The sequence below is a fragment of the Bacillus sp. CPT56D-587-MTF genome (genome assembly GCF_058792335.1).
Genome location: NZ_JBYTEF010000001.1, coordinates 1,177,621 through 1,191,236, shown reverse-complemented (window position 1 = coordinate 1,191,236; position 13,616 = coordinate 1,177,621). Strand labels below are relative to the sequence as shown.

The window sequence follows — 13,616 nt, the reverse complement described above, 5'->3', positions numbered from 1 at the left end:
ATGTATTTTTTTTGAACAGCATATAATGTCCTCGACATCATTTTACAAAATCAACCGCTACTTTGTCATGTTTTTCTCAAAAAAGAAGAAAAGTTGACAAAAATAAAATAGGAAAGTGACATGCACTCCCCTATTTTATTTCTCTATGCATATGAATGTAAACCGGCAATAATTAAGTTTACTACAATAAAGTTAAACATAATGATTGCAAAACCAATTACTGCAAGCCAAGCTGACTTCTCTCCATGCCATCCTTTTGATAGGCGTAAATGTAATACTGCCGCATAAAAGAGCCAAGTGATAAGTGCCCAAACCTCTTTTGGATCCCAGCCCCAAAAACGTGTCCACGCTATTTGTGCCCAAATCATCGCAAAAATTAATGCACCTAATGTGAACACTGGGAATCCAATTGCAATAGATCGATATCCGATTTCATCTAGTAAATCACTATTCGTATTCTTTACTAACGGCTGAAGTGCCGCCGATACTCGCTTCCGTAAAACAAGTCTTAATACAATATACAGTAATGTTCCAACTAACACTGACCAAATAACAGTATTTAATTTTTTCGCATTTACAATCGCTGGAACTTCAACTGCCGGTTCTAATTTATTTTCTGTCAGTAACTTCCCTTCGTGCGGTCCAACTAAAGCCGGAAGATTGTATTTCATTTCCACTTGTTGTTCATTTTTATCAATCCATTGAAACTTCGCTTCATATTTCATACTAGAAAATACCGTTGTTACTCCAATAAATCCAACTGTACAAACAAGTGTAAATACTACCGTCTCTAGCCAAAATGTACGTTTACTTCTCGTCGATTGATCTACATTTTTCAATAAATACATAACACCTGTAATAAAACTAATCGCTAAAATGGCTTGTCCTGCTGCTGCCGTCGTCACGTGAATATGTAACCAATTACTTTTTAAAGATGGAATAAGCGGAGATATTTCCCTCGGAAACATACTTGCATAGGCAATTAATAAAAGCGCAACTGGTAATGCAAATAGTCCGATTATGCTTACACGGTACATAAAATACATGACAATAAATGCTCCTACAAGCATCATACCGAAAAATGTACCAAATTCAAAAAAGTTACTAACTGGCGCATGTCCTGATGCAATCCACCTTGTAACAAAATATACTGTTTGTGCAATAAACCCTAAAATTGTAATCGTTATTCCTACATTTGCCCATTTATGACCCTTTTCTTTAATTGCTCCCCCGAAAAATAGAGTGGCAATTAAATATAAAATAAATGCGGTAAAGAGAAAGTTACTACTTATTTGCACCATATCGTTTCCCCACCTTAACTAATTTTTTTATCAATTACTTTATCATTTGGCTGTGGAATTGCTGTACCTTCTAGTACTCTTTCAATATCTTTCTTTAAACCGAACCAATTTTTATTTGTATGCCCTGCAATCCACCATTCATCATTAACACGTTGTATCCAAATACGGCGATGATTCCAATACATACCTTGAATGACACCAACCATAAATATAAATCCTCCAATGCCGAGAATCCAAAGCGTTAAATCTTTTCTTACAGTAAGTGCTGTGGCATTTTGCATTTCAACACCTGCAAACGACATTTTATATTTGTTGTTTCCATCTGGTTCTATATTTTGCTGAATACCAACAAAACTCACTTCACCATCTGGTGTTTCAGGTGTAAACATTTTAAATACAAATGCAGGATTGTTTGGTAATTTCGTTTTTGTATTTGGTTTTCCATTCTCATCAAAATAAAAATCAGGAAAATAGCTTAATAGTTCTAGAGAATAACCATTTCCTAAATCATATTTTTCCTTAGGATTCGTTAAATCTACTTTAATTGGTCCCCACTTTTGATTATTTTCTTTATTTTGCAAGTTAAAGGACATACTTTTAAATTCACTTTCTTTATAAGAAACTTGATACACTGCAAATTGATCAAATTTCAGTGGTTCATTCACTCGAATTTCCGCTTCTTTTACTTTTTCTAATTTCGGTTTTTGTCCTGCTATATTTTCTCCTACTGCTTTATATAATACGGCATTCGTTTGGAAGTTTTTCGCAATCATTTTATCGCCTACACGATCAATCGCTTCATCAAAAACTTCCTTGTCCTTACTTTTATCATAAACTTCTTTTATAAATTTCTCGTTTTTTAAGTAGTATTGTCCATCCGTCCCTGGTATTTCTTTCGTTTCACCGTCACGTAACCAAAGTGCTTCGTCTACGTACATACTCGGTAAAAAACGAAGCATCGCACCGAATAAAAAGATAATAAGACCGATATGATTTACATATGGACCCCAACGCGAGAAGCGTCCCTTTTCTGCTAAAACGTTTCCGTCTTCCACTTTCACGTTATAGTTTCTTTTCTTTAAATTCTCTTGCACTCTTTCCAGGTCACCTTCTTGCGGTGTACCAGTCCCATATAATCTCTGTCTCTTTAAAAAACTAGGATGTCTTTTTACGCCTTGCTTTTTTAAAGCTTTATAAAGTGGAATAACGCGGTCTAAACTACATATCACAAGTGAAATACCGATAGAAGCAATCAAAATCATATACCACCATGAACCGTATAAATTATTAAACCCTAATTGATAGTATAATTGTCCTAAAAATCCATATTCTTGTTTATAATATTCAGCTGGTGCAATACCTGGAGTTATGTACATTTCTTGCGGAAATATAGTTCCTATCGCTGATGCAGCTAAAGTTATTACGATTAGCCATACACCTACTTTTACAGAAGAGAAAAAGCTCCAAATTTTATCGACTATCGTTTTTGTCTGCGTGAGAGATCTCCGTGCACTCCCCTCATAGCGCATATCCAATAGTTTTGCATTTTCATTGCTTTCAAATGGTTTCCCGCAAGCTTCACAAAAAACGGTTCCTATCGGATTAACATGTCCACATTCACATTTAATTTCTTTCAACACTCTCACCGCCCCTGTATCTATATGTACTATTGTATATTCTAACCTCAAGTTACCGCAATACTCAGAATTTTTAAACCAGAGGCACTATAAACACGCACCCCTTATGTAAAGGCTTTCTTTATTACGGAGTAATTTTCTTTAAATACCCTTCTAACTGTTCTTTCGTTTGTTCCCCTATAATTTGCTCCACTACTTTTCCATCTTTATCAATCAAAAAGCTTGTCGGTAAAGGACCTACTCCATATGTTCCTATAATCTTTTGTCCTTTATCAATGGCAACTGGGAATTTCAAACCATATTGGTTCACAAAGTTCTTTACTGCAATATCCGTTTCATCTGCATCTAACGCTATGATTTCAACGCCTTTTTCTTTATACTTTGGATATAATTCATTCATATAAGGCATTTCTTTTTCACAAGGTTTACACCACGTGCCCCAAAAGTTTAAAAATACACCTTTTCCCTTTAAATCTTTTAGTTCAATTTTCTTTCCTTCTAAATCCGTCACAATAAAGTTAGGTGCTTCTTTTCCGATTTGCATTTTCTCTTTATTAGCAAAGAATCCTTGATAAAGGGTAAATCCTACAGCACCACATAAAATGAGTAGAATAATAACGCGAAATAATAAGCGATTTTTCTTCATATTACCTCTCCTCTCCTCGGTAAATGTTATGTATTATCTTCTGTAAATGTTGTATTGAATAAATCACCAGCAGAGCACTCCACTGGTGAATTTTTAACTCTATAGCTTATCTTGGCTTTGTAGAAGCAAGCGCGCGTAATTGTTTCACCTCATGTGGTGTCAATTCTCTCGCATCACCAGGTCGCAGGCTTCCTACTTCTAAGAAAGCATAACGTTCACGTTTTAATTTCACTACTTTACAGTCTAACGCTTCAAACATACGACGTACTTGACGATTACGTCCTTCATGAATTGTTAATTGTACAATAGCCATCTCTTTACGCTTGTCCCAAGAAATAATTTTCACACGTGCTGGTGCTGTTTTACCATCTTCTAACGTAACACCGCGTTCTAACATGCGAATTTTCTCACCTGTTAATGGCCCTTTTATTTTTGCAACATATGTTTTTTCAACTTTATATCTAGGATGCATTAATACGTTTGCGAAGTCCCCATCGTTTGTCATTAATAATACGCCAGACGTATCATAATCTAAGCGTCCGATTGGGAATAAACGTTGTGTAATTTCCGGGAAAAAGTCCGTTACAACACTTCTTCCTTTATCGTCTGATACACTTGAAATTACGCCAGTTGGTTTATATAGTAAAAAATAAACAGGTTCTTCTTTTTCAAGAGGGATATTATTTACTTCTACTTTATCTTGAGGAGTTACTTTTGTCCCTAACTCTTTCACTATTTTTCCATTAACTTTCACTTTTCCTTGCTGAATTAATTCCTCAGCCTTTCTTCTCGATGCAATACCTGCTTGCGCAATCACTTTTTGTAATCGTTCCATTTCTTTTTTTCACCTCGAATTTATCTTACCTTACATTAGAAAGACTTGGCAACCGCATACGCTTTACGGCTATTCGCTTCATCTTACTTAAACAACATAGCGATGATAATAAACATATAAAGGTCAAATCATGTTTTTACCCTTTATTATTGTCCATATTTTTCATATTTCTCACAATAAAAGTTCATCATTTTGTCAAAAATACCACATAAAAAAACCACTATTAAGCTACACCTTAATAGTGGTCGTATACGTATTATAAGCGAAATAGCGTAAAAAATGAATAGTATTACTGAAACAATAAAGAAACGAACACAATTGAGCATATAATCCCGATTAAATCTGCAAAAAGTCCTACTTTTAGTGCATCCCCCATTTTTCTAATCCCAACCGCTCCAAAATATACAGTTAAAATATAGAAAGTCGTATCTGTGCTCCCTTGCATCGTAGAAGCCAATCTCCCAATAAACGAATCTGGCCCATATGTTGCAATTAAATCGGTCGTAATACTTAAACCAGCAGAGCCTGAAATAGGGCGTATAAGTGCTAAGGGTACAATTTCTGCTGGAACATGGATCAAATCTAACATTGGCTTCATTACCGATATCATTGCATCTAACGCACCTGAAGACCGGAATATAGAAATAGACACAAGCATTCCAACCATAAACGGTAAGATGGAAATTGCAATTTGAATCCCTTCTTTTCCTCCCTCAACGAACGATTCATACGTCGGCACTTTCTTTATTGTGCCATATAAAAGGATAAAACCAATTACACAAGGGATTACCCATAAGGAAATTGTATTTACAATGCTCATTTTTTCCGCCCCTTTCTACTCCTTCTTCGGTAAAAATAGCGGTCAATCCAAATTGCTCCAATCATAGAAAGTACTTGTGCAATAAATGTTACCCCAACAATTTCAGTAGGATTCGCTGATTCATACGTCATTCGAATGGAAATGACTGTCGTAGGAATTAATGTAATAGCTGATGTATTTAATGCTAGAAACGTCACCATAGAACGGCTCGCCGAATCCTTTCCTCCATTTAACTCTTTCAGTTGTTCCATCGCTTTAATACCAAGAGGGGTCGCTGCATTACCTAGACCAAAAAAGTTTGCCATCATATTTGATAGAATAAATCCCATAGACGGATGATCCTTTGGTATTTCTGGAAACAACCTTTTTACTATCGGCATAAAAAGTGTAACTAATTTTTTTAACAATCCGGCTTCCTCTGCAATTTTCATTAAACCGAGCCAAAATACTAAAACACTAATAAGTCCTATACAAATCGTTACCGCATCTTTTGCTCCGTCAAATACAGCTTTATTCACTTCTTCCATCGTTCCATTTATCATGGCGTATACAATCCCAATGACAGCCATCGCTACCCATACGAGATTAACCATCGTTCCCAACACCTATCATGTAAGAAAAAATTTCTTTCACATTATTCCAGTAAAGTCCCGTTGTAGCTACTAACTTTCGTTTACTATAAAATAAATTCCGTTCTCCAACTTTTTCATTACCAACATAAATGTCTGTCTTTCCAACCTTTACTCCATCCGTAAGTTTTGTACTTTTATCGAGTTCAACTTTTAATACTACGTTCTTTTTTTCTTCTTCAGTTAACGGTACCGAAAAACTATTTTTCGTATAAACATGGTTGGCATACTTCTTTTCATTTATTTCAGCAATTGCTCCTTGTCCTAAAACTTTCGTTTGTTTGAAACGGTCAAAACCTTTATCAAACAAATTCATATGATCATCCCAATCACTAGAGGCACTCAAAGTTACGACAATTAAATCTAGTCCACCTTTTGATGCCGTTGTAACAAGCGTTCGCCCAGCTTTCTTCGTAAAGCCTGTTTTTCCCCCTGTTGCAAATTCATAATAAGACGTTACCAGCTTATGTTTATTTTTCCACGGGTAATCCCAAGAATCTGATTTATATGTTTTGGTTCCAAAGATTTTCTTAAATGTCTCGTTTCCCATTGCATATTTCGTTAATAATGCCATATCGTAAGCCGACGAATAATGTGATCCATCTCCATCTAAGCCATGAGGGTTTGAGAAGTGCGTATCTTTCATTCCAATTTCTTTCGCTTTTTGATTCATTAAATATACGAATCCATCTATACTCCCACCCACACTTTCAGCAATTACTTGCGCTGCGTCATTACCAGATCTAAGCATGAGTCCGTATACTAAATCTTCTAACTTCACTTTTTGTCCAGGCTTTAAATAGATTGCCGATCCTTCCACCCTCACCGCTTCATTACTAACTGATACCATTTCTTTCATCTTCCCTGATTCAGCAGCTAATAAGGCGGTCATAATTTTTGTTATACTAGCAATTTTTTGAGGCTCATGTTCTGCCTTTCCGTATAATACACGACCAGACTGTTGCTCCATTAATACAGCATTTCGAGCACTAACATTGCTGTTCATCTTTGCATATGTAGGAATCGGCATAACGCTTGCATACATCATAAGAAGCGTAATGATTACACAAATTCGTCTCATATTTCCCCCCACGTCCTTTTGGCACTTTTTGTACAAGTGTATGCTTGGCCTTTTAAAATATGAACGAAATCTTCCTTCTACTTCCATTAAAAAAGACGCAGAGAATTTGCGTCTAATATGGTGTCCATTCAATTTGTTTCGCAGTTTCAAACCTTTTTTCTACATCAGGCCAATTTACAACATTCCACCAGTTTTTAATATATTCATCTTTTCGATTTTGGTATTGTAAATAATACGCATGTTCCCAGACATCTAGTACAAGGAGCGGTATCGTATCCCATTGTGTAAATAATTGATGAAGTGTACTTTGCAAAATTTCTAACCTTCCAGACCGGGGTACCCAAACGAGAATTGCCCAGCCTGAACCTTCTACTTTAGAGGCTGCTTCTGTAAAATGTTTTTGGAAACGTAAAAAGCTCCCAAAATCTTGTTCAATTTGTTGTGAAAAAGTTCCTCTTGGACTTCCACCACCGTCTTTTTTCATGTTATTCCAAAATATCGTGTGTAAGTAATGACCTGACCCATGAAAAGCCGCTTCCCTTTCCCAATGCTTAATTAAATCAAATTTATTTGTTTTTCTCGCTTCTTCCATCATCTTCTCTGCTTTATTTAATCCTTCCACGTAACTCCGATGATGTTTATCATGATGTAACATCATAATTTCTTTAGAAATATACGGTTCTAACGCATTATATGGATAAGGTAATGGCGGGAGTGTATGTCCTCCAATTGGGACAGCTCGTTCACTATCCCCTCTTTCATATAATTCATATTCCTCTTCTTCTTGCATAAATACTTCCTGCAAGTGATGCTGAATATGTTCTACATCATCGCTTATTTCATACATAAACTCTGCATCTGTTTCATACTCATGCTCTTTCATACGCTCTAATAACGTCTGAATTTTATAAGCAAGCATATGGACATCATACACTTCCATTGCGCGACTATCTAATACGTGAAGAACACTTTCACACCAATTTTCTACTTCATGAAAGTAATCTGTAAATACACCTTGCTGATTCATGTTGCACCTCCCTAATGCTATCCACTTAACTATATTCAATGAAAATCCCTTATATAACTGTACAAAAGGAAAAGAAGCTAAGTCACCTTAGCTTCTTTTCCTCAATCAATATTTGTGTAACATCTTTGTCTGATAATCCGTCTCATAATATTCTAGTTCTTCACGCATCAATTGAAATTTACCTTCTAAACTCTTCATCACTTGCTCTAAAGATGCAGGTGGTGTTTGTTGAAAAACGATAGAATTTTTCCCTGTATATGCAGACCGACTATTTTCATACCAATGATCACTCTTCGGTGAAAAAAACTCTGCAATTACTTGATGGTAAATCTTATATAAAATTTTTTCAGCTGCTGTTTTTCGAAATGGCTGGCTATTCAACAAAACAAAACATGCATCCTGTCCTTCTTCGCAAAAAACGAGAAGTCGTCTCATTGATGCTAATAACCCTTTATAATATCGCTCATTCCCTGCTGGTGTTTCCTCTAATAAAGAAGGTAACGTATGATAATTTACATAATTGGTTATTAAATTAATAGCATCTTCTAAAAATATAGAAACTTGTTCTGTTTGATTTTCAACCATAAAATTAGACATTTTTTCTCTCTCCTTTGCCATTTCACGCTATTTCTACTCTTTTATTTTTATGTAATTCAGCCAATATTTCTTGTACTTTCGACACCGTTCCCTCATCAAAATATTGTTGAAATTCTTCCATATTATTTAAATACAAACGTTTTTGCGCACGAAGCTCCTTATCTTTCATTAAACAACATATCGCTACAATATCGCGCAAATATATGTTTTGTTCTTCTACTTTATACACTGGATTTCCTTCAAAAGGAGTAATTTCTTGTAAAACTTCTTCAAAATATCGAACGTATAAAACCGAAAAAGTTTTCTCTTTACCATTTAATATATATGTCACTTCAGATCTGTTAAAAAAATCTTCTGATGTATTAGGTTTCTCTTTTTCTAACTCATATCCTACGTAACCTTTTATAATCATATACTCCCCCCTCAACCTTCTTTCACCTTATTCTAACTTAATTTTCTGATAAACAAAATATTCTTTTAAATATACCTATATAAAAAATAGCTCCCCTATACAGGAAATTACCTTTTTATTTTTCTTGAAGTTTGTCATAATAATATTATTGTCTCAGTTTTCTTATACAAGGAGAGTTGTATTTATGTCGTTTTCATGGAAACGTTTCTTACAAATCGGGAAAATTATCTTCCCATTTGTTGTATTAACAATTGTATTCTTTCAAGCAAAAAAAGAATTAGCGGGCATTTCTTTTTTAGAAGCGATTGATACAATTAAAAACATTCCAACTGGAGGAGTCTTTTTAGCAATTACACTTGGTGCATTCGCTGTATCAACAATGTTCTTTTATGACTATGTTATGCTTCGTTACTTAAAAGCTGACATTCCTGTCCAAAAGATTTTCCGTATCTCGTGGATTGCTAATACTTTAAATGGATTTATCGGGTTTGGTGGTCTTGTTGGAGCCGGCGTACGCACAATGCTTTATCGTCCATATATAAAAGAAAATGGAAAACTTATTAAAAGTATCGCTTGGATGACAACTGCCTTTATTAATGGATTAGCCATTCTTTCATTTCTTGGTCTTATCGGAATATTAGACACGAGATTTATTTTGCATGAAAAACCATGGCTATGGCCTGTTCTTATCTTCTTCGCTCTTTTCGTCCCTATATATATCGGATTTTCTAAATTAAAAAATAGAAAAGCGACGCAAACAGAGGAACAAGAAGAAGAGGAGAAAAACCCAACTGTTTTATACTCATTAGTTTCATTAGTCGAATGGGTATCTGCTGGTATTGTTATGTACGTCATATTACTATTATTTGGCATTGAAATCGAATTCCAAAAGTTTTTAGGCGTATATGTTATTGCTGCTTTAGCTGGTGTCGTTAGTCTTGTTCCTGGTGGCCTTGGATCATTTGATCTTGTCTTCTTAACTGGGCTTGGGCAATACGGCATCGATACAGGTGTTTTACTCCCTGCTATGTTATTATATCGTCTCGTCTATTACATCTTGCCCTTCTGCCTTGGTCTCATTTTTGCAGCTTTTGAAATGACAGGAGTAGCCATTAAAAAGTTTGAAGATAAACCTTTTATTGCGCCTGCATTAGAGACAACTGGTGTTATATGGACTTTGCAGCGTGACTTTCTAGGAAAGTTAGGTTCTTGGGCATCTGCTGCTTTAACAGTATTTGCTGGCTTAATGGTTATTTTATCAACCATTCTACCGACAAGTATAAATCGGGCACACGCCTTACATATTCTAGCTCCAAAACATCTTATTCAATTTTCTTTTAGCTTATCGCTAACATTCGGTATTCTCCTCCTCATTCTTTCGCGGGGGATATATTACGGAACAAAACGTTCTTATTATATGACGATTGTATCTTTAATTGGAGCGGCTATTTTTAACACACTAAAAGGAATTGATGTTGAAGAAACTTTTATTTTATTAATCGTACTCGCTGTATTGTATATGCTTCGTAAAAGGTTTGTACGTGAGAAAATGGAAGTCTCACTTTCCGATATCGTAAAAGTTTTTATATTCCTACTTGTAACGTTATATTTATATAAAAACTTAGGTATTTTATTTGCAGGTGCAAAAGAAGCTTTCAAACCTGATTTTGTCGTTCGTAATATTACACAAGTAAAACGAAGTGCATTAGCAGCTGCCTTTTTTGTTCCTACTTTTTTACTAATTGGTTCACTCATTGCAAATCGTTATCGAAATGAATTTCCCGGGCAACCAGCTAATGATAAACGATTACAAAACTTCTTAGATGAACATGGTGGAAATGTACTTAGTCATTTAGGTTTTTTAGGAGATAAACAGTTCTTTTTCAGTAGTGATGGAAAAGCACTCATTCTCTTCTCGATAACTGGAAAACGACTTATTGTACTGGGTGATCCAATTGGGGACCCTTCCTCCTATCGTACTGTATTGCAAGAGTTTTTAGCTGAGGCTGATCGATTTGGATACATTTGTGTATTCTATCAAATTGAAAGTAAATGGATGAGTTTATACCACGATTTTGGTTATAACTTCTTTAAGCTTGGTGAAGAAGCTGTTGTTGATTTAAATACCTTTACAATAACAGGAAAGAAACGCGCTGGCATGCGAGCTACTTTCAACCGTTTTGAAAGAGAAGGCTATACATTCTCTATTCATGAGCCACCTTTCTCCGACGAATTATATGAAGAGTTAAGAAAAGTTTCAGATGCATGGCTTGGTGGAAAAAAAGAGAAAGGTTTTTCACTCGGATACTTCGATCGTGAATATATTAGTCGCGCTCCTATCGCAACATTATCTGATGCGGATGGAAAAATTATTGCATTCACAACATTCATGCCTGTATATCAAAACGGATCATTATCTGTCGATTTAATGCGATATTATCCAGATGCGCCTAGCGGCATTATGGACGCAATTTTCATCCACTTATTCCAGTGGGCAAAAGAAAATGAATACCACTCCTTTAATATCGGTATGGCACCACTTTCAAATGTTGGTTTATCCACACAGTCTTTCTGGTCTGAACGAGTGGCTGCTGCAATCTTTAATAACGTTCGTTATACGTATAGTTTCAGCGGATTACGACATTTTAAAGAAAAATATAAACCAGCATGGAGCGGTAAATATTTAGCATTTAGGAAGAATCATTCTTTACCAATTACAATGCTCTCTGTAACAAAATTAATAGGAAAAAGAAAAAACAGCTAAATTCTTAGCTGTTTTTTCTTTTTTGAACTTGTACAATAAATTCTTTTTCATACTTCTTACCATTTATATAGAAATTCCCCCACATTTTATACGTGCCCTCGGCAGGAAATGTAATTCGGTATTGTAATTGCTCATCCGTATCTACAGGCATAGCGTATAAAAAATTCTCCTTCGTTTCATCCACTATATAGAGTGACTCTACTTCTCCTCTCTCTGAATGCAATTTCAATTTTTCACCCTTTTTCGCTTGAAACTGAAATGTTAACGTAACTGGTTCATTCGGATGTAATGCGCCAAATAAAAGAGAAACTTCATACTCTCCTATTTTTTTTGTAAGTACACTGTCGATTGGAAATTTCACTTTTTTCTTATTGTTCTCCTCTTTCGTTCTACCAAAATTCTTCCTAGCGAATGACTCTACGGACTTATTTTTGTCTTCGTATAAAAATATTGTATATTCTTCGTCTTTTGCTATTTTGGAAGATAACTTATATGACCCGTTCCCTGCAAATGTGGGTTTAATTTGTTGTATGTTTTTTAACTGTCCATCTACAATCACTGCCCGCATTTGATCATTTACACCACGAATTTCATTATTCTTGTTGTTTAACAACTGAAATACAATATCTACTTTCTCATTTCCCTTTCCATTTGAAACATCCCACTTTACTTCCTGAACATCTCCTACAGTCTCTTCGTTTTCTTGATATTTTTTTATGTAAAATCCTCCTGCCACAATAAGTACTAACGCAATAAGCCCAATGACAAGATTTTTCAAAACATCACCTACCATTTTTATTGTCTCTATTCATACAAAACTTCTTAAGATATATATTCTAGATTATGATTTATGAAATCCTCCTATTTTGCACATATTACAAATAATAAAAAGATTTTAATTGAAAGGATTCGTAGTGTATAATGCAAATGATATTGATTTCTATCAATACATTATAAGGAGGACTTTTTTATGAGTGTACATATCGAAGCAAAACAAGGCGAAATCGCTGAATCTATTCTATTACCTGGTGATCCATTACGTGCAAAATATATCGCTGAAACATTTCTAGAGGACGTTACTTGCTATAATAATGTGCGTGGTATGTTAGGTTTCACTGGAACTTATAAAGGAAAACGTGTATCTGTTCAAGGTACAGGTATGGGTGTTCCTTCTATTTCTATTTATGTAAACGAATTAATCCAAAGCTACGGAGTTAAAAATTTAATTCGCGTTGGAACTTGCGGTGCAATTCAAAAAGATGTAAAAGTTCGTGATGTTATTATCGCAATGACGGCTTGTACTGATTCTAATATGAACCGTTTAACATTCCCAGGATTTGATTTTGCACCAGCTGCAAACTTTGACCTTTTAAAGAAAGCTTATGATGCTGGAACTGAAAAAGGATTACACGTTCGTGTCGGTAACGTTTTAACAGCAGATGTGTTTTATCGTGAAAGCATGGACATAGTTAAAAAACTTGGAGATTACGGTGTATTAGCAGTAGAAATGGAAACAACTGCTCTTTACACATTAGCAGCGAAATACGGTGTAAATGCATTATCTGTATTAACAGTTAGCGATCACATCTTCACTGGCGAAGAAACAACATCTGAAGAGCGTCAAACTACATTTAACGAAATGATTGAAATCGCTTTAGATGCAGCAATTCAACAATAATACACTAAAGAACTTGTCATACGTCTGGCGAGTTCTTTTTATGTGACTTTTTATAAATAACTACTTTATAAAGAGACAGATTTCTCCCCTCTACTTTCTTGTAACGTTTGTTATAATGAAGTGAAACTTTAATCAGTGGAGGTTTTTTCCATCCCTCACTGATTATTAGTTGAACCAATCGGATTTAAC

13 protein-coding genes are annotated in these 13,616 nt (G+C 35.1%); 2 read left to right on the top strand and 11 right to left on the bottom strand.

The features are described 5' to 3' along the window. Positions 1-143 precede the first annotated feature (143 nt). From resC to AC3WVZ_RS06195, 10 genes are all read right to left on the bottom strand, one after another. Positions 144-1,301, bottom strand: a complete 1,158-nt coding sequence (gene resC, locus AC3WVZ_RS06240) for a cytochrome c biogenesis protein ResC (protein WP_000250083.1) — start codon at positions 1,299-1,301, stop codon at positions 144-146. Positions 1,302-1,315: 14 nt separating this feature from the next. Next, positions 1,316-2,941 carry a cytochrome c biogenesis protein ResB gene (gene resB / locus AC3WVZ_RS06235; protein ID WP_000910524.1) on the bottom strand — a complete coding sequence of 542 codons (1,626 nt, stop codon included), beginning with the start codon at positions 2,939-2,941 and terminating at the stop codon, positions 1,316-1,318. A gap of 121 nt (positions 2,942-3,062) precedes the next feature. Continuing rightward, positions 3,063-3,584, bottom strand: a complete 522-nt coding sequence (gene resA / locus AC3WVZ_RS06230; protein ID WP_000742192.1) for a thiol-disulfide oxidoreductase ResA — start codon at positions 3,582-3,584, stop codon at positions 3,063-3,065. Between the two features lie 106 nt (positions 3,585-3,690). Beyond that, a complete protein-coding gene (gene rluB, locus AC3WVZ_RS06225) occupies positions 3,691-4,419 on the bottom strand; it encodes a 23S rRNA pseudouridine(2605) synthase RluB (protein ID WP_000440556.1) in 729 nt (242 codons plus the stop codon). A gap of 289 nt (positions 4,420-4,708) precedes the next feature. Continuing rightward, positions 4,709-5,239 (bottom strand): spore maturation protein SpmB, encoded by a 531-nt coding sequence (spmB, locus tag AC3WVZ_RS06220; RefSeq protein WP_000029514.1) that lies wholly within the window; start codon positions 5,237-5,239, stop codon positions 4,709-4,711. Next, positions 5,236-5,832, bottom strand: coding sequence for a spore maturation protein SpmA (gene spmA, locus AC3WVZ_RS06215; protein ID WP_000247811.1), 597 nt, complete (start codon positions 5,830-5,832; stop codon positions 5,236-5,238). The genes spmB and spmA overlap by 4 nt, the downstream gene beginning before the upstream one ends. Beyond that, positions 5,825-6,949, bottom strand: coding sequence for a D-alanyl-D-alanine carboxypeptidase DacB (gene dacB, locus AC3WVZ_RS06210; RefSeq protein WP_001252638.1), 1,125 nt, complete (start codon positions 6,947-6,949; stop codon positions 5,825-5,827). The genes spmA and dacB overlap by 8 nt, the downstream gene beginning before the upstream one ends. A 112-nt stretch (positions 6,950-7,061) precedes the next feature. Further along, positions 7,062-7,976, bottom strand: coding sequence for a superoxide dismutase (locus AC3WVZ_RS06205; protein ID WP_001075741.1), 915 nt, complete (start codon positions 7,974-7,976; stop codon positions 7,062-7,064). A gap of 105 nt (positions 7,977-8,081) precedes the next feature. Then, positions 8,082-8,573, bottom strand: a complete 492-nt coding sequence (locus tag AC3WVZ_RS06200) for a YpuI family protein (RefSeq protein ID WP_000064519.1) — start codon at positions 8,571-8,573, stop codon at positions 8,082-8,084. Between the two features lie 22 nt (positions 8,574-8,595). Beyond that, the gene (locus tag AC3WVZ_RS06195) at positions 8,596-8,985 is read right to left on the bottom strand and encodes a hypothetical protein (protein WP_000584367.1); all 390 of its coding nucleotides are present in this window, start codon (positions 8,983-8,985) and stop codon (positions 8,596-8,598) included. A gap of 184 nt (positions 8,986-9,169) precedes the next feature. Here AC3WVZ_RS06195 and mprF point away from each other — a divergent pair, with 184 nt between their 5' ends. Next, complete coding sequence (gene mprF, locus AC3WVZ_RS06190; RefSeq protein WP_000010848.1) at positions 9,170-11,749, top strand: bifunctional lysylphosphatidylglycerol flippase/synthetase MprF; 2,580 nt, start codon at positions 9,170-9,172, stop codon at positions 11,747-11,749. 4 nt (positions 11,750-11,753) lie between these two features. On the opposite strand, the gene AC3WVZ_RS06185 is transcribed toward mprF, so the two are convergent. Next, complete coding sequence (locus AC3WVZ_RS06185) at positions 11,754-12,542, bottom strand: DUF8832 domain-containing protein (protein ID WP_000232610.1); 789 nt, start codon at positions 12,540-12,542, stop codon at positions 11,754-11,756. 177 nt (positions 12,543-12,719) lie between these two features. Between AC3WVZ_RS06185 and deoD the strand changes: the two genes are divergently transcribed. Further along, positions 12,720-13,427 carry a purine-nucleoside phosphorylase gene (deoD, locus tag AC3WVZ_RS06180; RefSeq protein ID WP_000110703.1) on the top strand — a complete coding sequence of 236 codons (708 nt, stop codon included), beginning with the start codon at positions 12,720-12,722 and terminating at the stop codon, positions 13,425-13,427. The last annotated feature ends 189 nt before the right edge of the window (positions 13,428-13,616 follow it).